Consider the following 19,666-nt stretch of genomic DNA (forward strand, 5'->3'; position numbering starts at 1 on the left):
TTCAAGTCAGAGGAAGGCACCTTAGGTGTCTTTTCTTTATTAAAATATGTATTTTAACAAACCTTTAATACTTATGTATTAGATAATAATATTATTTAGTAAAAGGCATTTTTAGAGATAAGAGCCAATAAAAAAAGCCCTAACAGGGCTAAATAATTTTCTTCATACCACATTGACGACATTCTCTTAGAAAGATAAAATCTTTAACGGAACTCTTGAACGCGGTATTACCACAGTTATCGCAACGACCGCTAACCTTATCTGGGAGCTCTGTGTATGTGTATATTTTACCTAGATCGTAGTGTTGTTCAGGTTGTTTATTTTCCATTCGTTTCACCCACATAGCAATTTGAATTAATATAGCTTAACCATAATAACACGAAGTATCCGCATAGTGGATGCTTTTTATTTTTTAAAGGATGCTTTTCCCAGCAGAAACCCTAATAGGCCTCACCATACATGCCCATCAACTTAAGAACGAAAACAAAATGAACTTTCGTTCAAACAAACTAAAAAACACGTAATGTACTTTTGGTATTGAAAAGTACACACACCAAATAAACTCTAACGAGTTTCATTTTAAAAATTATGCAGCTTTCTTTTGTTTTCCAAACCCATTATACTCATAGACAACACCCATAATATCAAAGATAGTTTTCTTCTCATATCGATGAGATTTCCGTCCATTCTTCTGTAGGAGGTCGAACAAACGGATTAAAATCTTTGTTAGATTTTGGGTGTTTCTCTGTATCGCTTGATATAACAGCGATACATGATCTTGAATCATCCCAATGGCTTTATATTCACTTAATTCTCTTTTGTTCTTTTGCAAAAGAAGTTTACGCATCTTAAACATCGTAGAAGAACAGATAAAGATGGCAATAAGTCTTCCATACACATGACATTCTAATCGCTCTTTTTTGATAGTTTGCCAATGATGAATTTGAAATAAGGATTTCCACGTTTTAAAAATAATTTCTATTTGCCAGCGAAGGGAGTAAAAGTCATGTATTTGTTCCATCGGAACAACTCCTTCAGGCGTATTTGAGACATATATGTTGATACCCGTTAATCGTTTACTCTTTTCTGAAAATGTAATACCCTTTTTACTTTCAGTGTAACTTTGTTTTTTTCTACGTTCCTGTATCTGTTTGTCTGTTAAACGATAGATAATTACACGTGTGAATAGTTTTTGATTCTTTCCAATGTAAGCTTCTTTTATTTCGTATGTTTGACCGGGTTTTAAATTGTTCATAATATGTTCTAAATCAACTTGGATATACTGTGATTGCTTTTTTACGGTTCCGTTTCGAAAGTATTCTGGAAACGGATTTTTTACATACACGGTATGGTTTAATTTTAATCTGGATATATAATAAGCACCTCGTTGATCCATTTGATCTAAGTCTTCTAATGAAAAATAACCTAAATCACGGATACATAAATCGCTTGGACGTAATGTGTCTAAGCATTCTGTTCCAAAGGTCTTATCATTATTTTTTCCTGGACCTATCTGAAAGTTTAGAAACTGTCCGCTATGTAAGTCATATTCTAATTGAATCTTGATACCCGCTGTTTGTGCACAACCACCTGATCCAGGATATACATGGGCTAAATGTTTTGGTACTTGGAAAATCGTCGCATCTAAAATACGAATTCGTTGAAAATACGTGAGCGCCGCGCTTGAAATGGCCGATGTTTCACAGATTTTACTTTTCCATAATGCCGAAAAAATATATTTCAAAAATTCAACCGCTTTTTTATCAAAGCGTTTATTGAGTCCTTCTGGACTCATAAGAGTGCCTGTGGCCGCATGTAATTGACTGCATAGTCGAACAAGCGAGTCACTCGCTGTACGTTGACTTACCCAAATACATATGGTAGCTAATTCATTTCCAGAAAACTTTCGTTTTCTTTTTACAAAACCTAATTCTTTTGCGAGTTCTTCCAAAAGAGAAGGGGTTAAATGACGATACAGTTCTTCAGAAAATAGTTGTAATTCATCTTGAATCGAAAGATTCATAAAAAATGTCACCCTTTCTAGCTAGCTTTTTAGAAAGAATAACGTTTTTTGTCACTTGGGGGTAGTGAAAATTCTTAAGTTGATGGGCATGTGGCGGTACCCCTTTTAACTTCGATAAGGTTTCTTCTTCATCTACTATTGCTATTCGCTCTGTTAATTCTAGATCAATAGAAAAAGCAGGTATCCCTACTTTTTCGACGGTAGACATGATTGTTTGAACAAAATCCTTCTGATTAAACTCAACAGCAGATAAATTTATCCCCATTTTTAAATTTGTATAGCCTGCAGAATGCCACTTTCTTAGTTGCCGACACGCTTGCAGTAGTGTCCATTTTCCAATTGGAATAATTTGTGACGTTTCTTCAGCAATAGATATGAACTCAAACGGTGAAATCAAACCCAGCTCTGGATGTTGCCAACGAATTAAAGCTTCTGCACCAATAACCTTACCAGTTTTACTGTCAACTTGTGGTTGATACAATAAAAATAACTCTTTATTTTCTAATGCATTCGGTAAATCTTGTTCTAATCGTATTCGTCTTGTTATTTTTTGAGATAATGTCTCGTCATACATACAAACAGCGTTGTTATCTTTTTCCTTTGCGTTATACATAGCGATATCAGCATGTTGTAAAAGTGTAGTAGCATTTGTTCCTCCAAATGGATATACTGCTACTCCTATGCTAAGAGATAAGTAAAAACTATGTTGATGAACTATAAGTGGATCATCTGTTATACGAAATAATGTTTCACACAAATCTAATAATTGTTGTTCTGTATGGTTTTGGGCTATGATCGCAAACTCATCACCACCTATTCTCGACAGAGAAATATCTGGTGGCAATATTGTCCTAAAACGATTGGCAATTTCTTTTAAAACCCTGTCTCCAATTGAATGCCCGAGTGTATCATTAATGTTCTTAAAACGATTTAAATCTATATACAATATTCCAAACTTACCCTGTGTTCTTTGTGCATGCTCAATAGATTTTTCTAATTCTTGTTGGAAGAATATACGATTTCCAATCTCCGTAACCATATCATGGAATGCAAGATAATTTATCTCATCCTGTTGTTGTTTCATCCTCGTTATGTCTTTTACCATTACATAACTCCCAAAGGTTTGTCCTTCTATCATAATAGGAACAATGGTGACATACCAAAAATGTATATCCTTCTCATTAGTATTTTCCACACGAAGCTGTAAAGAAGACGAACTACACATTTTTGCCTTCTTTAGGGCTGCTTCTAATTCAGGTTTATCTTCATCTAAAAAAATAGAGAAGCATTCTTTCCCCATTAATGCAGCACTGTCTTTTCCTAATAACCTACTTCCAGACTGATTTATATTTAATACAGTACCATTTGAATCAATTGTTAATATAGGATCTGGATGATACTCATATAATGACTTAAACCTTTCTTGATTTTTTACCAAATCATTAGATTTGCTTATTAAATCGACTGTTCTTTGAGATACTTTTTGTTCTAATTGGTTATTAACCCCTTTTAAGGTTTCGGTTAAATTTTTGTTTTGCATTCGTACGATTGAATGACGAATCAGTACAAATACAAAGGCAATACAATTTCCCGTAATCAGTGTAGGTGAAGAAGTCTGCTCTTTTAAAGTAAAACCAATTAAAATTGCAACTGCAAGATAGGGAAATATGACAAGAAGTTTCTTTCCAAATATCGGATTAACAATAAAATAATTTCTACTTGATGATGCATTCTTTGGGATAGTAGCAGCAATAGCGATCAATAATAGAAAAAATCTATACATACACCTTAATAGTATAATTGAGCGATCTGACAAATCATCTTGTAAGTAAAAATACAAGTAATACGTAATAGCTAGTCCAGTTAAAACTAAGATAAATATGAATAATTTACTTTTCGCATTAAAAATAGCTGGACGAAAGATTAGACTAACTCCTAATAAAAGGAGTAATAGATCTATAATCGGGAAAATAAATGAGAGAAGAAGATCTCCAATGGATAAGAATAAAATATTTGCAGAAGGTTTATTAAACAGGTACCATTCTAAGGTGAAAATAGCAGTAACAACAACACATAAATCACAAATTAAATATGCTTTTTCCCACTTGTTACACTCCAACATGATCTTATAAAAGAACGCAAAAAGAAAGAAGAATAAGAATAACAACAAAAATACATCAGAAATATTAAAATTTTGTATTGGTAATTCTACATCAAGTACTTGAAAAGTGGCTATTATATCTCCTATCCAGAAACAACCTATTGCAATAGTAACACAAACCCAAAATACTCCTAATTTTATTTTACTTGATGATATAGAGTAAAGTAATGAGATAAATACAGTAGTTTCAATCAATAAGAACGGTAGTCGTATATGAAAATCTGATATAAAATAATGATTCGGAAAAACAAATAAAAATATAAAGCAAAAGCTTATATATGATACTAAAGCCATTATTAATAGGCTGAATTGTAAATGTGAACGTTTGGACAATTTATTCACATTCTTAAATTTTTCATTTTTAATCCAGGTTATTTCTAATTGATATTCATATTATGACCATTTAAAAATATTCTTTTCAAAATAAAGTGGTCTTTTACTTACTATCTATAAATAGTAAGTAATTTCATAATATTAATTATAAAACGCTAACTTATTTAACTTCTTTTATAAGTTAACATTAGAATACAAACTAAAATTTTTAAAACCATTTTAGATAACAAATCTATACTCAAGCAATTTACTGCTCAAACTATTATCAATTCATCTAACTTAATTATGGATTCCTATTCAATTTATCCATAATTAACATATATAAGAAGTTTGCCATTTTTGGATTTCTTCTACAAATATACGGATTTCCTTAAAATGAGAATTTGTTTTTTCAGATTCAGAAGATTTATAGTGATTTGTTTCTGTTTCCGTTACATTGTCATTAGAGGCATTTGCGTGAATACTTAAAGATATCCCCACCGTTTTTTAGCAGATTTAAGACATTCCTGAAAAGAGACTTTTGGGTTATGTCTTAATCAAATATGAGATTCACGAGTTAATAAAACTGTAAATGGTCAATATTTTTTGGACAATAAAAAATGACCTGAATGATCTTCTGTTGCCCTCCTTTTGTAGTATTCACCTCTTGTACTGTTTTGCTTGCTGATATTCATTCTAATCTAAATGCACAGGATATAATAACTTTTTCATATTCTAAAACATCTCTAATCATATACCAATTCATGTAACAATTATAGTTACATCCGTTTAGGGGCGTCAAGTAAAGGATTCTTACACTTCTGTAAGGTAAGAAAATTGATTAGACAAGAAGTAGCTTACTTATTTTATATTAATAATAGATTTATAAATTAATGTATGCTATTTTTGTTTATCGAAAATATTGACTAAAAGAATAGCAATACTTTTTCTTGTAGGTTATTCATTTATTTTCACTGATATCTATAGTAATTGTGGAATCACTAATTCTTGATTAAGCAATACCCCTGGTCAAACAACAATATATTTTCCATCAACCATAATCACCCTAGATTGTTGGTGTAGAGGGATTCTAATATATCAGTTGGTGATGGTTTATAAATGAGAAAACAAAAAACTGGGACGATGTACTATTTATTATGTGTATATATTTTATGGATCATTGATTCTATAGTGTATATAACTGGTAATTTTATTTCAAAAGGTGTTCTTTATTTATTTAAGATTAAACCTCTTTCTCTTTTGAAAAATTAAGTATCCACTAACTTTAAAAAATTCACTTCATGGTATTATAATGGGGGGACTTCAGCTGTAAATTAATTATTTACTGTTGCTATTAAAATAAAAGAGCCTTGCTACATACTATTGTGCTAAGGCTCTTTAAAATTTGTTAAGTTCTATTCACTTAAGTTTACTAAAACTTTAAATGAATAAAATAGTTTAATTCAAATCCACCAATGCTCTGCTTTTAAAGTTATAACAGTACTAATCTTTAATTATATCTCCAAGCGTAGGTAACGATGGGATAGCTCCATAGTTCATACACGTAATTGCCCCTGCTTTGTTTGCAAATTCAACAAATATGCGAATTTTTTCGGGGCTTACATCGAATATATTTTCTTCTTGCGCATATCGATAGAGCATAGCACCTACAAAAGCATCACCTGCACCTGTTGAATCTACTTGCTCTACGTGAACAGAGGGAATAATTTCTTCCCCTTCATGTGTTGCAAGAAGTGTCCCTTGTTTGCCAAGAGTAATGGCAACAACCTTTGCGCCTGCTGCAAGTAAAAATTGTGCAGCTTTATTAATATTTGTTTTTTTTGAAAGCATTATTGCTTCTTCTTCACTTACTTTTACGAAATCAGCTTGTGCAATGAAATATAAACAATCCTTAGAAAATTGCTCTTTATCTGTAATAAGTGTATCACGATAGTTTGGATCAAATGAAATGAAATGGTTTTGTTCTTTAGCGTATTGAAATAACTTAAAATATGTTTCTTTTAAGTTACCAGGTAATAAAGCTGTTGCAGATCCAAAATGAATAATATCATTCGTTTTCATCTTAGAAAAATCAATTTGCTGGAACTGATATTTTACATCAGCACCACGCATGAATGTAAAATCACGTTCACCGTGTTGGTCGATGGAAACGAATGCTAAAGTTGTTTGATCTTCTTTTATAAGCATAGAGGTATCAACATTATTTTCTTGTAATGTTTTTTCAAGAAATCTGCCAAAAGGATCATCACCAACTTGTCCCATAAAAGAGGATTTACCACCTAATTTTGTAATCGATACCGCAACATTTGCTGGAGCACCGCCCGCTTTTTTTTCAAAATATTTACCTTCATTTAAAGGTGCGTTGTTGCAACAAATAAAATCAATTAGCACTTCCCCGATGCAAAATACTTTCTTCATTCTAAACCTCTCCCAAGTGTATAGTATGTGATCTGAAATTCCATCTTTTCATCTGTGAAAAGTAAAATACCATGTTCTAAATCTTTACTAGGAAACACACGTGATGTAAAGACAGTGTCTCCATCACATAAGAAAATTTCAACAATACTTTGATCGACAAAAATCCGCATATTCATCGTGTCTTGTATTTCAATTTGCTTACAACGCTTATAACCGTAGTCTTCACCAAAACGATGTTGAAGACTTTCCCGATCAATAGAAACAATGCCTTTTTCACGATGAAAAGTAATAGGAAATGATTCTTCATCATGATGGAATAATGAAATACCGAATACATTGGCCTTTTCCACCTGTAGTTGTACTTCTAGTTCGTAAGAGTTCTCTTTAGGAAAATCTAATAATATGCATTTTTCATTCTCTACAAAACCTGTTATTGATTTTGAAGATGTACGTAATTCCTTTAATTCAGAAACAGGTTGTTGTTTTAATACATTTCCTTCAAGAGTTAGCTCACGCGGAATGGTTAAGCAATGTGCCCACATGAAATCATCTGAAGGATATATTATTTCACTGGATCCTGCCCAAGCAAGCATAATGCGTCGTCCATGGGAATCTTGTAATGTTTGTGGTGCGTAAAAATCAAATCCTTTATCTAATTCAAAATAGGACTCAATATGAAAATATAAATTTTCTAAGTCTAGCGTACCAACTGCATAAATCACATTATAAATATTTTGATAGCTATCCTCTGTAGCTTTAATCCCTTGTGGGGAAAAAACTAAAATATCTTTTCCGTCTAACCGGAAATAATCGGGACACTCCCACATAAAACCGAATTCTTTCAAATTAGTTTGTAGTTCTCCATATAGTTCCCAACTAAGCAGATTTTTTGAGTGATAAATGAGAAGTGTTCCTGTTTTATTGCTCCGTTGTGCCCCAAGAAGCATATAATAGCGACCATTATCCTCCCAAATTTTAGGATCGCGAACATGCCTAGTATATCCAGTTGGAACGCTTTGAATAATTGGATTATGTGCTGTTTTTTCGGTTTCATATTTGTTATTCATAAGAGCCAGGCATTGATTCGAATCACTTGATCCATCACCATTTTTTACATTTCCAGTATAAAATAAGTGAAGTACATCATCTTTTACAAAAGCCCCACCAGAATAAGCACCATGTGATTCATAACTTTCCGTTGGCGTAATAGCCACAGGCATACGCTCCCAGTAAATGAGATTTTTTGATTTCACATGTCCCCAATGTTTCATTCCATGGATCGGAGCAAAAGGATACCATTGATAGAATACATGATACTCATTGTTATAGTAAGATATACCGTTTGGATCATTCATTAATCCGTAGGGTGGATGAATGTGATAAATTGGCTTCCAAGAGTCTTGGTTTGCAACTTTCTCTAGTGATTTCAATTCACCCTCTTTTGCATCCTGTATTGTTCTATATTTACTCATCAGGTATTCACCTCTAGATATTAATTCTTTTCTTTATATAAAATAGTTGTTGCTACAAAAGCTGTAATGACTGAAATTACAAAACCAATCATATAATGAACTGCATTCATCATCCCTAATGGAGCTACAATTGTAAGCATTGGAATTCCTGTTAAACCGTAAGCATTTGCTGCAACATTCATAAAGACAACATACGCTCCGCCAATAGCTCCACCAATTCCCGCCGCAATAAATGGTTTTCCTAATTTTAAATTCACACCAAAAATTGCCGGCTCTGTAACACCTAAAAATGCTGATAAAGCAGATGGAATTGCAATTTTCTTTGTTTTGTCATTCTTTGTTTTAAAGTAAACAGCTAGAGCTGCTCCACCTTGTGCAACATTGGCCATCGACCATATCGGGAGTAAAAAGTTCACACCAATTTCTTTATTTGCAAGTAATCCGGCTTCGATTGCGTGGAAACTATGATGTAATCCTGTTAATACAATAGTAGAATATAAACCACCGAATATAAAACCAGCAATTGGTCCTGCAACTTCATATACAGTATTTAAAATGTAAGTAATTCCATCACCTATCTTATAACCAGCAGGACCAATAATGATTAGAGATAGAAAACCTGTAATCATAACTGTAAGAAAAGGAGTAATTAATAAATCTAAAGAATTTGGTACATGTTTTCGTAATTGCTTCTCTATGACACTCATAACGTATACACATAATAAAACTGGAAGAACAGTTCCTTGGTAACCAATCATATCAATATTCATACCAAGAAAATGTAAAACTGTTGGCTTGGTATCTACAAGTGTCCAAGGATTCGTTAATGCAGGATGAGTTAGGATTCCACCAATTACAGCTCCTAAAAAAATATTACTCCCAAATTCTTTTGCTGCACTCACACCAAGCAGGATTGGCAAAATTATGAAGGTAGAACTTGAAAATATATCAAATAATTGAATTAGAGCATGGTTAGCCGGTACCAATTTAAACGCTTTCAAAATTCCTAGTAGACCCATTAATAAACCGCTTGCAACAATTGCTGGGATAATAGGTACAAATATATTAGATAAAACTTTTGCTATTCGAGCAATTGGATTCATTTTTTTCTTTACGGCTGTTGTATGTGCTTCCGAATCAATTTGGGATGTGCCAATAAGATTTGCAAATGGCTCATATACCTTGTTCACAAGTCCAGTTCCAAAAATAATTTGATATTGCTCACCCGTAGAGAATGCCCCTTTCACCCCTTCTATATTTTCAATTTCCGTTTGCATTACTTTTGAATCGTCCTTTAAAACGAGTCGGAGACGTGTTGCACAGTGAGTTGCACTTACAATATTTTCTTTTCCGCCAATATGCTGTAAAACACTATTAGCAATAACCTTCATATCCATCAAAAAAGCCTCCTTAAATATTTTGGAACCGGTTCCTTTAATGTTTAAAATAGAAGACAGGTATTTAATATAAATAAAGAAAGCCTGTCTTAGTTTTTACTTCGCATAACTGGAACCGGTTCTATAGAGAATTATAAAGCGCTTTTACACTTTGTCAATACTTTCTCGAATTTTTAATTCATATTTTGAAGTGATTACTTTAGGTATTTCCTTGTTCTCCACTAATTGTATTATAGAAGTTGCTGCAATAGTTCCAGTGTAATGATAATCAAAAGAAACAGTTGTTAAACTAGGATGAATCATCTCAGAAATATCATATCCACCAAAGCCAGTAACTGATATATCTACTGGTACAGATAGCTGTTTTTCATGAATTACCTTAATTGCCCCAATTGCAATATTATCTGTTGCACAAACAATAACAGTCGGACGATTACCGCTTAAAATTTCTGATACTTGTTTCATAGCATCTTTCACATGAAAAGTAGTTTTATAGTAAGTGACGTTACTTGATGGAGCAAACATTTGAACTGCTTTTTGAAAACCTTGTCTTCTCTTTAGTCCAACTGAAACATCTTCTTCCGTTACGCCTACATAAGCAATATGAAAATGTCCTTGTGATAAAATATAGGCTCCTAATTCAAATGATGCTTCAAAATCATTGTGAATCAAACAGTACTGTCCTTCATATTGCTGGCCAACAAATAGAACGGGAATTTGTAATTTATCCAAAACTTTATTATGCTGTTCTGTTAATTTTGTTGTTAATAAAATAATTCCAGCTACTTTTTGCTTTACAAAGTTTTCTATTGCTTCTATCTCTATTTCGTAACTTTGGTTTGCATTTGCAACTAACATTTGATAACCATGTTCGCGTAGTGAATTGTCGATTCCAATAAGAGTTTTTGTTGTAGCAAAAGAATCTAACCGAGGAACGATAACTCCAATCAAATTAGTTGTTTTTGCTTTTAAACTACGTGCAAATGTATTAGGAGAAAAATTTGTTTTTTCAATAATTACTTCTATTTTTTGTTTTGTTTTCTCACTGACAGATCCACCATTCAAATAACGAGAAACGGTACTTTTTGCGACACCAGCTAATTTTGCAATATCTGATATATTTTTTGCCATTAAGTTCCCCTCTTTAATAAAGTTGATAAATGTATGAAAAGTCTCATATCATTTATTAATATTAACTTATACTTAGTAAATTTTCATTTATTATTACTTACTTTTACAGATGTAAATATTTTTATTTTATTAGTTTTGAAGAAAAAGAAAAAAGCGCAAGAATTTGCATCTTGCGCTTTTTTGAGTAGTTGCTATAAAACATAATAAGTAAAGGTTGCTAAGAGTAAAGTTAATCCGACAATAGCCCCAATTATAATACTATGACGCTTGTGATACATGACAACAACAGCAATATATTCGCGAATCATCGCATTTGGCCAGTAATAGAAAGCTGTTTTTGAGCCAATGCCTTGGCTGTTAAGCCCTGATTGTTTTGCAAAGAGACCAGCACGGAAAAGATGGAAGTTATTTGTTGTGAAAATACTGTTATATGTTGCTCCTTTTAATGAATCCATAATCCTTTTTGAAAATAGCATATTTTGATATGTATTTACAGATTGGTCTTCTTTTCTTGTATGTTCGATGGGTATGCCTTTTTCTACCGCATAGGCTTGCATTGCATGTGCTTCAGATACTAACTCATCCGCCCCTTGTCCACCAGAAAAAATGAATATAGGTGGGGAGGTAACTTCAGCCTGCCTGTGATAAAATTCAATTCCTTTATTAATTCTACTAGCTAAAAGGGGAGGTACTCTATCACCAATCAATCCGCTGCCAAGCACAATAAGGGGTACCGCCACATGCCCATCAACTTAAGAACGAAAACAAAATGAACTTTCGTTCAAACAAACTAAAAAACACGTAATGTACTTTTGGTATTGAAAAGTACACACACCAAATAAACTCTAACGAGTTTCATTTTAAAAATTATGCAGCTTTCTTTTGTTTTCCAAACCCATTATACTCATAGACAACACCCATAATATCAAAGATAGTTTTCTTCTCATATCGATGAGATTTCCGTCCATTCTTCTGTAGGAGGTCGAACAAACGGATTAAAATCTTTGTTAGATTTTGGGTGTTTCTCTGTATCGCTTGATATAACAGCGATACATGATCTTGAATCATCCCAATGGCTTTATATTCACTTAATTCTCTTTTGTTCTTTTGCAAAAGAAGTTTACGCATCTTAAACATCGTAGAAGAACAGATAAAGATGGCAATAAGTCTTCCATACACATGACATTCTAATCGCTCTTTTTTGATAGTTTGCCAATGATGAATTTGAAATAAGGATTTCCACGTTTTAAAAATAATTTCTATTTGCCAGCGAAGGGAGTAAAAGTCATGTATTTGTTCCATCGGAACAACTCCTTCAGGCGTATTTGAGACATATATGTTGATACCCGTTAATCGTTTACTCTTTTCTGAAAATGTAATACCCTTTTTACTTTCAGTGTAACTTTGTTTTTTTCTACGTTCCTGTATCTGTTTGTCTGTTAAACGATAGATAATTACACGTGTGAATAGTTTTTGATTCTTTCCAATGTAAGCTTCTTTTATTTCGTATGTTTGACCGGGTTTTAAATTGTTCATAATATGTTCTAAATCAACTTGGATATACTGTGATTGCTTTTTTACGGTTCCGTTTCGAAAGTATTCTGGAAACGGATTTTTTACATACACGGTATGGTTTAATTTTAATCTGGATATATAATAAGCACCTCGTTGATCCATTTGATCTAAGTCTTCTAATGAAAAATAACCTAAATCACGGATACATAAATCGCTTGGACGTAATGTGTCTAAGCATTCTGTTCCAAAGGTCTTATCATTATTTTTTCCTGGACCTATCTGAAAGTTTAGAAACTGTCCGCTATGTAAGTCATATTCTAATTGAATCTTGATACCCGCTGTTTGTGCACAACCACCTGATCCAGGATATACATGGGCTAAATGTTTTGGTACTTGGAAAATCGTCGCATCTAAAATACGAATTCGTTGAAAATACGTGAGCGCCGCGCTTGAAATGGCCGATGTTTCACAGATTTTACTTTTCCATAATGCCGAAAAAATATATTTCAAAAATTCAACCGCTTTTTTATCAAAGCGTTTATTGAGTCCTTCTGGACTCATAAGAGTGCCTGTGGCCGCATGTAATTGACTGCATAGTCGAACAAGCGAGTCACTCGCTGTACGTTGACTTACCCAAATACATATGGTAGCTAATTCATTTCCAGAAAACTTTCGTTTTCTTTTTACAAAACCTAATTCTTTTGCGAGTTCTTCCAAAAGAGAAGGGGTTAAATGACGATACAGTTCTTCAGAAAATAGTTGTAATTCATCTTGAATCGAAAGATTCATAAAAAATGTCACCCTTTCTAGCTAGCTTTTTAGAAAGAATAACGTTTTTTGTCACTTGGGGGTAGTGAAAATTCTTAAGTTGATGGGCATGTATGGTGACCCCTAATAGAAAAAGCTCCCACAATTAAAATGAGAACTAACTCCATGCTACTTTCAATCTCGTCCCTAGAATTATACATATCGTTAACCTGTTGGCGCTTCTTATCGTTCTATATAAGGGTTATCCTACTCTTTTTCTATTTACATGTCATATGTGCAAGCACCACATTTGTATCCACTGGAATTTCAATTATTTTTTCATCTATGACAAAAGATACCATACCGCCATCTAATTTAATAACTTCCTGGGTTTGTCGATCGTCTTCCTGCAAAATAGTTGATAAATAAATACATTCCTCGTAAGCATATAATTCTGTTGTTAAATCTTTTGTACTTATGTATAAAGTTCCTATTTTTTCACAATCATTGTATTGTATAAACTTAGAAATATATTTTAAAATCCCTCTTAATCTAGTTGAGTTATTATGAATCTTAAAAAATATTTTTTCTTCAATCACTACCGAAATATCTATCATTAACTTCCTTTCATTTATGTTGAACGAAAGTTTTTTTTCTGGAGATTTCACACCCTTTAGGTTAGCTAATTTATTAAAGAACTTATCTACTATTTTGTAAAATTTCGGCTCCGTTACCTTATTATCGTCTAATTTCACATCTAATTTTAATCTATAAAAATTCATAATTGCCTCCACTAGTTTACAAATAAAAAAATTTAAAAATAATATAGTACTTTACAAGCTATGAAATAAAGCTTTCCTTAATCCTTGCTTTAGAACCGTATAGATTTTTTCTTCTCAATAAATCTAATGTTAAATTTTCCATTAAAACAAATTCTCCATTAATTAGTAATTCTGCTGATTCTATTAGATACTCATTTGAACCTTCATCTAAAACCAACCCTTTATTTCCTGAAAGAAATATATAACCATAAATATACCCTTCTCTTTTTCCTGATTGAAATTCACTCATTGCAAAACACTTCCTTATACCTATTTTTATATCTAAATTTCTTATTTTAATGCAGTAATTTATTTTTCGAACAGTGGAATTAAACCTCTTTATTGTTACTACTCACCACTTTTTAAAATTTTACCTTCAGACAAAATATTAAAAAATGTTTTCAAGCGCTACATTAAGCAAAGAAGGAAATTTTAAATTTGCTTTTGTTTCATCCAAAGAATCAGCAATTCGAATTGTTCTTGTTCCAGCCTTCTTCCCTGCACATATATCGGTTTCTTGGTCACCAATCATATAACTGCTCGCTAAATCAATATCGTACTTTTGAGCTAACTGCAGCAGCATACCAGCCTCTGGTTTTCTACAGGAACACCCATCATTTGGTCGATGTATACAGGCAACAAATTCATGTATATGGGCATCGACGTTTTCATTAATTAATTTTTCTTGCATATGTTTATGTATTTCTAAGAGCTCTTCTTGAGTCATATAACCAAATCCGACACCTGCTTGATTTGTTGTTACTAGGACCATATATCCCTTTCTATTAAATATAGCAATCGCGTCAGCTACACCAGGTAGCAGGTAAATATCTTCTGGTTTATTTACAAATTTAACACGATCTGTAAGCACTTCGTTAATTACATTATCACGATCTAAAAATATCGCCTTCTTTTTCGCCAAGTTACTCTCTCCTTACCTACATAATTTTCTATCAAAAAATCTGCAGTATAACAATTATTAAGTTCATAGTAGCATGAATGACAAATGAGACTAGTAACCTATTAGTACGTACATATATTGCCGCAAGTACAAGTCCGATTAGAAAATATCCAAATACAAAAGGAAAATCAAAATGCATGATAGAGAAAAACACTGAGCTAATTAATATACACCCAATTTTATTAAATTTACGGTTTAATATATTTATGGCCGCGTAACGAAATACAAGTTCCTCAACTAACGGAGCAAGAATTACAATTGATATAAGAGCAAGAGGAGATAAGGCTGCAGCTTCAATATTACTTGATGTATTTACTGATTGTGTAGTTAAGTGAAATATACTCTTATCTAAAATACTACCAATTGTCTGCGCTAAAAATACTGCAACAATTCCTATTAAAATCCATACGAATGAGTTTCTTGATAATTTAATCGATAACTTCGAATCACTCATCGCTTCTTTCTTATATATAAGAAAAACGAATATTAATATGAGTGAAAACCCTACTAGTTCCCAATGAATAAGTAGTTGCTGAATTGCTTGCTGTTGATTTCCCTTAATATCATACCAACCTGTCTTTGCTAACAATTGTACTCCTATAATCCCAACAAATTGAGTCATTACAAAGTATATGAGTATAACATAACCTGATTTATTTAAATTACTATGATTCATTTTACTATATTCACCTTTCATTTACCTCCAAATATTATATTATTTGAATTTTAAATCCAAATAGTATTATCTACTCTTCTTTAAGAATTTTATATATACCTGTAGGTTTATACATAACAAAATCCCCTTCACTATTTCTGACTCTTTTTGTTTCAAAGTAGATTCGGTATTCTTCCCCATCTTTTTTTATTTCTGATACTAACTCTTTAGTTATCCAGTAGCTTCGATTCAGCAGATCTCCTGGTACAGCAGTCATTCGAAAATTTTTATTATCTGTATTTAATTCTTTCGCGACCATATCCTCTGCAACTTTCACGTTACTCCTAGTTAGTTCCATCCTTATCTCATGATTCTTTTCTTGTTCCGCACTAAATTCCTGAGCAAACCTAGCACCGATACAGAGTAATAAAATTATGCCCATAAATATAAAGAATGCTTTTGCATTGAACTTTTCCATTTCCATAACATCAAATCCTTTCACTTCTTAATAATGCGAAACTATTTTATTATTGTTTACGGTGAGATAACCGAGAGAAACAATATATAACTACTGCTATATATAGAAAAATCGTAAAATTATCAATAGCTATTAATGTTTCTTCTGATACGGATCAATCATAATCACCCTCCCATTACCAATATTTTTGCCACTATAATATCCATAACTTTAAGCTTAATCTCCAGCTTTATTTAGTTTTTTTATAAATTCACACGTTGCAAATATTCAACTAAGAAGTATCCACTAAATTCTTCTAAAAACACCACTTGCGAGCCACTACTCGCTTTGAATTGATCCGTCCGGCATGTCCAAACTTTACCGTCATAGTGTTCCGCTTCTCCACATGTATGCATTACTACTTTGTCGCCTTCTTTTAATTCATCTATTACACCGAATATCGTTCGATAGCCTTCTTTATATTTCCGCTTTATAAAATCAACTTGTTTCCCAGTTCTAACGTTTCCAAACCGCCCTTTCATGTAATCCAAGCAAACATGATCTATATCTTCCGGCGGACCAGGGAAGTAAGTGGAAGATCTCTTTCCTCCACTCGTTGTATAAATCATTGCTACTCCGCCATTTTCATCCTTTATCATTTCAAATGAAGGTTTCATTTTTGTTCCCCTTTTCTTTTAAAATATCGCTTTAAAAAGATTTTAAATATCCAATCTCCCTTGCGTACTCACGCATGTTTTTCATCGCTTCTTCTGTCCATCCCCAATGCGTACAGTACAATCCTCCATAACCGTTTAATCCGTTCGAATTGTCATTTCCATAAATGAAGTGTGTAAAATCTTTTACTAATGCCCACATTGTGCCACCGCTTGAAAAGTACTTTTTTTGTATTTTCGTTTTATAATCAACTCTTGTCATATTCATAGAAACATTTGTATAGTGATCAACAAACCGTAACGATTTACCATTGAGTACAAAATGGGCTGTTCTATCTTTATAGTGAAGTAACCCTTTACCATTGAATGTATTTTTATCATTATTTGCAATGTATTTAATTAGTTCATTCACAATTTCAATCCGTTTTTTCTTGTCCATCTTCAATCCCCTTTTAGTTCAAAATTCAAATCCAACTATTTTTTCACTCTTTTATCGAAATCTTTTGAAATGAATTCCAAAACTACCAATAACAATACAGAAACTGGAATAGCCACAATAGCAAAGAGTCCCCAAAATTTGATTATATCCATCAGAATCGACCACCTTTATATACTCATATACAAAATTCAAATTGTATTAAAACTCACTCTAATACTCATTACGACCAATTACTAAAGCCATGTGTTTTATTGTACCGCTAACTCTCACAATTGGTTGATATTTCAACTCTACATATAACCCTTTCTCCTGCATTTCAGTTATCGCTATGTTTAAAGACATCTGAAAACTTTTTTCGCTATCCTCGTTTACAATCTTTGTATCTACAATTTTACCTGTATTCATCTTCATTACTCCCCTTTCATTTTGTACCAAATTCAAATTGTATTGCATTGACAGTTTTGTCCTTTTAATTTGTCGATAAATTCAAAGTAGTAACGTTCTGATACTGAGACACTTCGTGGAGAACGATTAGTCTTAAAGTTAGATGAAGTTAATTCATCAAAACGCCCATTTAACAGATAAACTTCAAATTCTATATTATATCCATCATTGATTCGGTCGAATTCAATTTGAATTGCTTCTACACCTTCAGAGATTCTTAAAAGTTCTTGAATAAGGAAATCAATTGTAGAAGTTGGAATTTGACCAAAATAAATTCGCTTACTATGGGTATTAAAAGCACCATTAAATAGATCAGGTGTTACCTCTCGCACATCTTTATTTACAATAACAAATTTCTTCATTTCCTTTTCCAACAATCACACCATCCATTCTAGTTTCGTCAGTAAATCAATATAACTATTTTGTTGCGTTTTCTTTTTTCTCAATATAACGATAAAAATCTTTTTCTTTTGCATGTTCATCACAAGCAACTACAGGAATAAAACCATCTTTAATCTCAGTTTTTGAATGCCCGTATATGTGCCCTTCTGTCGTTGCATTCTTCCAGCACCCTCTGAAATTACAAAATCCTAATTCCACATCCAGCACCTCTTTTCACATCCGTTGCGATAGGTAAGACTTTGAGGTTGTCTCCATCTTTTCCCCCGCTTAGCACTGGACGTGCGACTTTCATTGCATACAGCGCCCCATCTTATTCTTTCTAAAATACTTCTATAAATTTATTACTCTAACTTACCTTTATTCAGTGGTAATCCCAATAAACATTGATAAATTTCCTGTTATCTTCTCACCCACTCTTAAAAATAAACCTGCAGGTTCTCCACCAATTAAATGTGAACCTATTAATAATTTACCTGTATAATCTCCATCCCAGGTATCTATAGTACAGTCTGGCATTTCTATATACTTTTGATAGATTTTATGTTGTTGCTCATAATAAGGCGTTTTATCTGCGGCTACTTCTTTCCCCTCATTAATGATGGAAACACCACCGCCTTCCCGTCCAAATGTGGCCTTTTTCACATAATCTATATCATTTTCTTCAAATTTGTCCTTTGAGAAATAAGTTGGTAAGAAGTACTTTTCAATAATTTTATGTTCTTGTTCTGTAAACCATTTATTTTGCTCGTGAAGTTGCCAAATAAGAGCTAGTACACCTTTATTTTGAATTAAGAATGCTGAAGGGGGATTAATAATTTTCACTCTCCCCTGTGCAATATGGTCTAAAAACATAAGGCCAATTGATTTTCCGCTATAGTCCTTATCTTCTAATAAGTACTCTAATGGATATAATCGATACAAATATTCTATTTTTACACCATCTGGTGTATATAACCCATCGTCTGCAACGATAATACTCTGTATCCCCACATAATCACTTGGCTGCGGACAATATTGTTGAATAAATTTTACTGTTTGATAATCTTCTTCATGCCAATCATAACTAGTGAAATGTATAACATCATGAGGATTCAATTCATAATCAGAAATGATTTTATACCACGTTGTTTCTAGCTTCTCTTCTATGCAGTTTGGATTTATAACTTGATGATGATCACATAAAACTTGATTAGCTACAGATGGCTCCAAATAGCCGGTGGGTGTGTCTGCATTAATTTCAATTAGTTTGATTTCATTGTTTGCAACAATGAAATCAAACCTAGTGAAATATGAAAATAAAACATCATAATTTGTTCTAGTCACTTCCCATAATTCGGTAGGTAATTTTAATTGTAAAAAACCCTCGTGACTTTCTAGTAAATATGTATAAACCTTTTGAAAAATGGTTTTTATTAATTCAGTTGCTTCTATAATATTATTATATTCCTCTTTTTTGATTTTTTTGATACCAGTAGACATATACTGACACCATTCATCGTTCTCTAATAAGCTTGGCCAAGTGAAACCACGTGTACAAGCTTGCTCAGATAAAGCAAACCATTTTTTCATATATTCTTGTTGCTCTTTATTGTCTAACATTTTTTCTCCTCCTATAA

The 19,666-nt window shown here is 32.5% G+C and carries 18 protein-coding genes and 3 pseudogenes; all 21 read right to left on the bottom strand.

Going from position 1 to position 19,666, the window contains the following annotated elements; translation table 11 throughout:
- Positions 1-148: 148 nt before the first annotated feature.
- Positions 149-328, bottom strand: coding sequence for a hypothetical protein (locus J0835_RS27190; RefSeq protein WP_000428649.1), 180 nt, complete (start codon positions 326-328; stop codon positions 149-151).
- Positions 329-586: 258 nt separating this feature from the next.
- Positions 587-2,023 (bottom strand): IS4 family transposase, encoded by a 1,437-nt coding sequence (locus J0835_RS27195; RefSeq protein ID WP_001053964.1) that lies wholly within the window; start codon positions 2,021-2,023, stop codon positions 587-589.
- A 76-nt stretch (positions 2,024-2,099) separates the two neighbouring features.
- Positions 2,100-4,517: pseudogene (locus J0835_RS27200) on the bottom strand (diguanylate cyclase domain-containing protein); the annotation flags it as partial.
- A gap of 339 nt (positions 4,518-4,856) precedes the next feature.
- Positions 4,857-5,092: pseudogene (locus tag J0835_RS29265) on the bottom strand (N-acetylmuramoyl-L-alanine amidase); the annotation flags it as partial.
- Positions 5,093-5,999: 907 nt separating this feature from the next.
- A complete protein-coding gene (locus J0835_RS27205) occupies positions 6,000-6,935 on the bottom strand; it encodes a carbohydrate kinase family protein (protein ID WP_000755110.1) in 936 nt (311 codons plus the stop codon).
- A complete protein-coding gene (locus J0835_RS27210; RefSeq protein ID WP_000049871.1) occupies positions 6,932-8,407 on the bottom strand; it encodes a glycoside hydrolase family 32 protein in 1,476 nt (491 codons plus the stop codon). The genes J0835_RS27205 and J0835_RS27210 overlap by 4 nt, the downstream gene beginning before the upstream one ends.
- Positions 8,408-8,427: 20 nt before the next feature.
- Positions 8,428-9,804, bottom strand: a complete 1,377-nt coding sequence (locus J0835_RS27215; protein ID WP_000367356.1) for a sucrose-specific PTS transporter subunit IIBC — start codon at positions 9,802-9,804, stop codon at positions 8,428-8,430.
- Positions 9,805-9,948: 144 nt separating this feature from the next.
- Positions 9,949-10,935, bottom strand: a complete 987-nt coding sequence (locus J0835_RS27220; protein WP_001107203.1) for a LacI family DNA-binding transcriptional regulator — start codon at positions 10,933-10,935, stop codon at positions 9,949-9,951.
- Positions 10,936-11,126: 191 nt separating this feature from the next.
- Positions 11,127-11,663, bottom strand: a pseudogene (locus J0835_RS27225) (YdcF family protein); the annotation flags it as partial.
- A 139-nt stretch (positions 11,664-11,802) separates the two neighbouring features.
- Complete coding sequence (locus J0835_RS27230; protein WP_001053964.1) at positions 11,803-13,239, bottom strand: IS4 family transposase; 1,437 nt, start codon at positions 13,237-13,239, stop codon at positions 11,803-11,805.
- Positions 13,240-13,475: 236 nt separating this feature from the next.
- Entirely contained in the window at positions 13,476-13,979 is a 504-nt protein-coding gene (locus J0835_RS27235) for a hypothetical protein (RefSeq protein WP_212982212.1), read from the bottom strand.
- A 58-nt stretch (positions 13,980-14,037) separates the two neighbouring features.
- Entirely contained in the window at positions 14,038-14,268 is a 231-nt protein-coding gene (locus J0835_RS27240; RefSeq protein WP_001288774.1) for a hypothetical protein, read from the bottom strand.
- Between the two features lie 138 nt (positions 14,269-14,406).
- On the bottom strand, positions 14,407-14,940 hold the full coding sequence (locus J0835_RS27245) for a D-glycero-alpha-D-manno-heptose-1,7-bisphosphate 7-phosphatase (RefSeq protein ID WP_001074764.1): 534 nt from the start codon (positions 14,938-14,940) through the stop codon (positions 14,407-14,409).
- A gap of 31 nt (positions 14,941-14,971) precedes the next feature.
- Positions 14,972-15,676 carry a CPBP family intramembrane glutamic endopeptidase gene (locus J0835_RS27250; RefSeq protein WP_000675656.1) on the bottom strand — a complete coding sequence of 235 codons (705 nt, stop codon included), beginning with the start codon at positions 15,674-15,676 and terminating at the stop codon, positions 14,972-14,974.
- Between the two features lie 49 nt (positions 15,677-15,725).
- On the bottom strand, positions 15,726-16,118 hold the full coding sequence (locus J0835_RS27255; RefSeq protein ID WP_000425109.1) for a hypothetical protein: 393 nt from the start codon (positions 16,116-16,118) through the stop codon (positions 15,726-15,728).
- Positions 16,119-16,354: 236 nt separating this feature from the next.
- Positions 16,355-16,768 carry a hypothetical protein gene (locus tag J0835_RS27260; protein ID WP_000804598.1) on the bottom strand — a complete coding sequence of 138 codons (414 nt, stop codon included), beginning with the start codon at positions 16,766-16,768 and terminating at the stop codon, positions 16,355-16,357.
- A gap of 31 nt (positions 16,769-16,799) precedes the next feature.
- On the bottom strand, positions 16,800-17,204 hold the full coding sequence (locus J0835_RS27265; RefSeq protein WP_000358491.1) for a hypothetical protein: 405 nt from the start codon (positions 17,202-17,204) through the stop codon (positions 16,800-16,802).
- A 210-nt stretch (positions 17,205-17,414) separates the two neighbouring features.
- Complete coding sequence (locus J0835_RS27270) at positions 17,415-17,609, bottom strand: hypothetical protein (RefSeq protein WP_001091677.1); 195 nt, start codon at positions 17,607-17,609, stop codon at positions 17,415-17,417.
- Positions 17,610-17,641: 32 nt separating this feature from the next.
- Positions 17,642-18,022, bottom strand: coding sequence for a hypothetical protein (locus tag J0835_RS27275; protein WP_000410093.1), 381 nt, complete (start codon positions 18,020-18,022; stop codon positions 17,642-17,644).
- Between the two features lie 43 nt (positions 18,023-18,065).
- Complete coding sequence (locus J0835_RS27280) at positions 18,066-18,248, bottom strand: hypothetical protein (protein WP_000418777.1); 183 nt, start codon at positions 18,246-18,248, stop codon at positions 18,066-18,068.
- Positions 18,249-18,407: 159 nt separating this feature from the next.
- Positions 18,408-19,649 (bottom strand): glutathionylspermidine synthase family protein, encoded by a 1,242-nt coding sequence (locus tag J0835_RS27285; protein ID WP_000886508.1) that lies wholly within the window; start codon positions 19,647-19,649, stop codon positions 18,408-18,410.
- Positions 19,650-19,666 lie beyond the last annotated feature (17 nt).

It is taken from the genome of Bacillus cereus group sp. Sample62 (assembly GCF_036851315.1).
Taxonomy (GTDB): domain Bacteria; phylum Bacillota; class Bacilli; order Bacillales; family Bacillaceae_G; genus Bacillus_A; species Bacillus_A wiedmannii.

Coding starts and splice junctions, on each gene's coding strand:
- J0835_RS27285 (WP_000886508.1), bottom strand. CDS start 19,649: ATGTTAGACAATAAAGAGCAACAAGAATATATGAAAAAATGGTTTGCT.
- J0835_RS27195 (WP_001053964.1), bottom strand. CDS start 2,023: ATGAATCTTTCGATTCAAGATGAATTACAACTATTTTCTGAAGAACTG.
- J0835_RS27210 (WP_000049871.1), bottom strand. CDS start 8,407: ATGAGTAAATATAGAACAATACAGGATGCAAAAGAGGGTGAATTGAAA.
- J0835_RS27250 (WP_000675656.1), bottom strand. CDS start 15,676: ATGAAAGGTGAATATAGTAAAATGAATCATAGTAATTTAAATAAATCA.
- J0835_RS27260 (WP_000804598.1), bottom strand. CDS start 16,768: ATGAAACCTTCATTTGAAATGATAAAGGATGAAAATGGCGGAGTAGCA.
- J0835_RS27220 (WP_001107203.1), bottom strand. CDS start 10,935: ATGGCAAAAAATATATCAGATATTGCAAAATTAGCTGGTGTCGCAAAA.
- J0835_RS27265 (WP_000358491.1), bottom strand. CDS start 17,204: ATGGACAAGAAAAAACGGATTGAAATTGTGAATGAACTAATTAAATAC.
- J0835_RS27230 (WP_001053964.1), bottom strand. CDS start 13,239: ATGAATCTTTCGATTCAAGATGAATTACAACTATTTTCTGAAGAACTG.
- J0835_RS27190 (WP_000428649.1), bottom strand. CDS start 328: ATGGAAAATAAACAACCTGAACAACACTACGATCTAGGTAAAATATAC.
- J0835_RS27255 (WP_000425109.1), bottom strand. CDS start 16,118: ATGGAAATGGAAAAGTTCAATGCAAAAGCATTCTTTATATTTATGGGC.
- J0835_RS27235 (WP_212982212.1), bottom strand. CDS start 13,979: ATGAATTTTTATAGATTAAAATTAGATGTGAAATTAGACGATAATAAG.
- J0835_RS27205 (WP_000755110.1), bottom strand. CDS start 6,935: ATGAAGAAAGTATTTTGCATCGGGGAAGTGCTAATTGATTTTATTTGT.
- J0835_RS27240 (WP_001288774.1), bottom strand. CDS start 14,268: ATGAGTGAATTTCAATCAGGAAAAAGAGAAGGGTATATTTATGGTTAT.
- J0835_RS27270 (WP_001091677.1), bottom strand. CDS start 17,609: ATGAATACAGGTAAAATTGTAGATACAAAGATTGTAAACGAGGATAGC.
- J0835_RS27215 (WP_000367356.1), bottom strand. CDS start 9,804: ATGGATATGAAGGTTATTGCTAATAGTGTTTTACAGCATATTGGCGGA.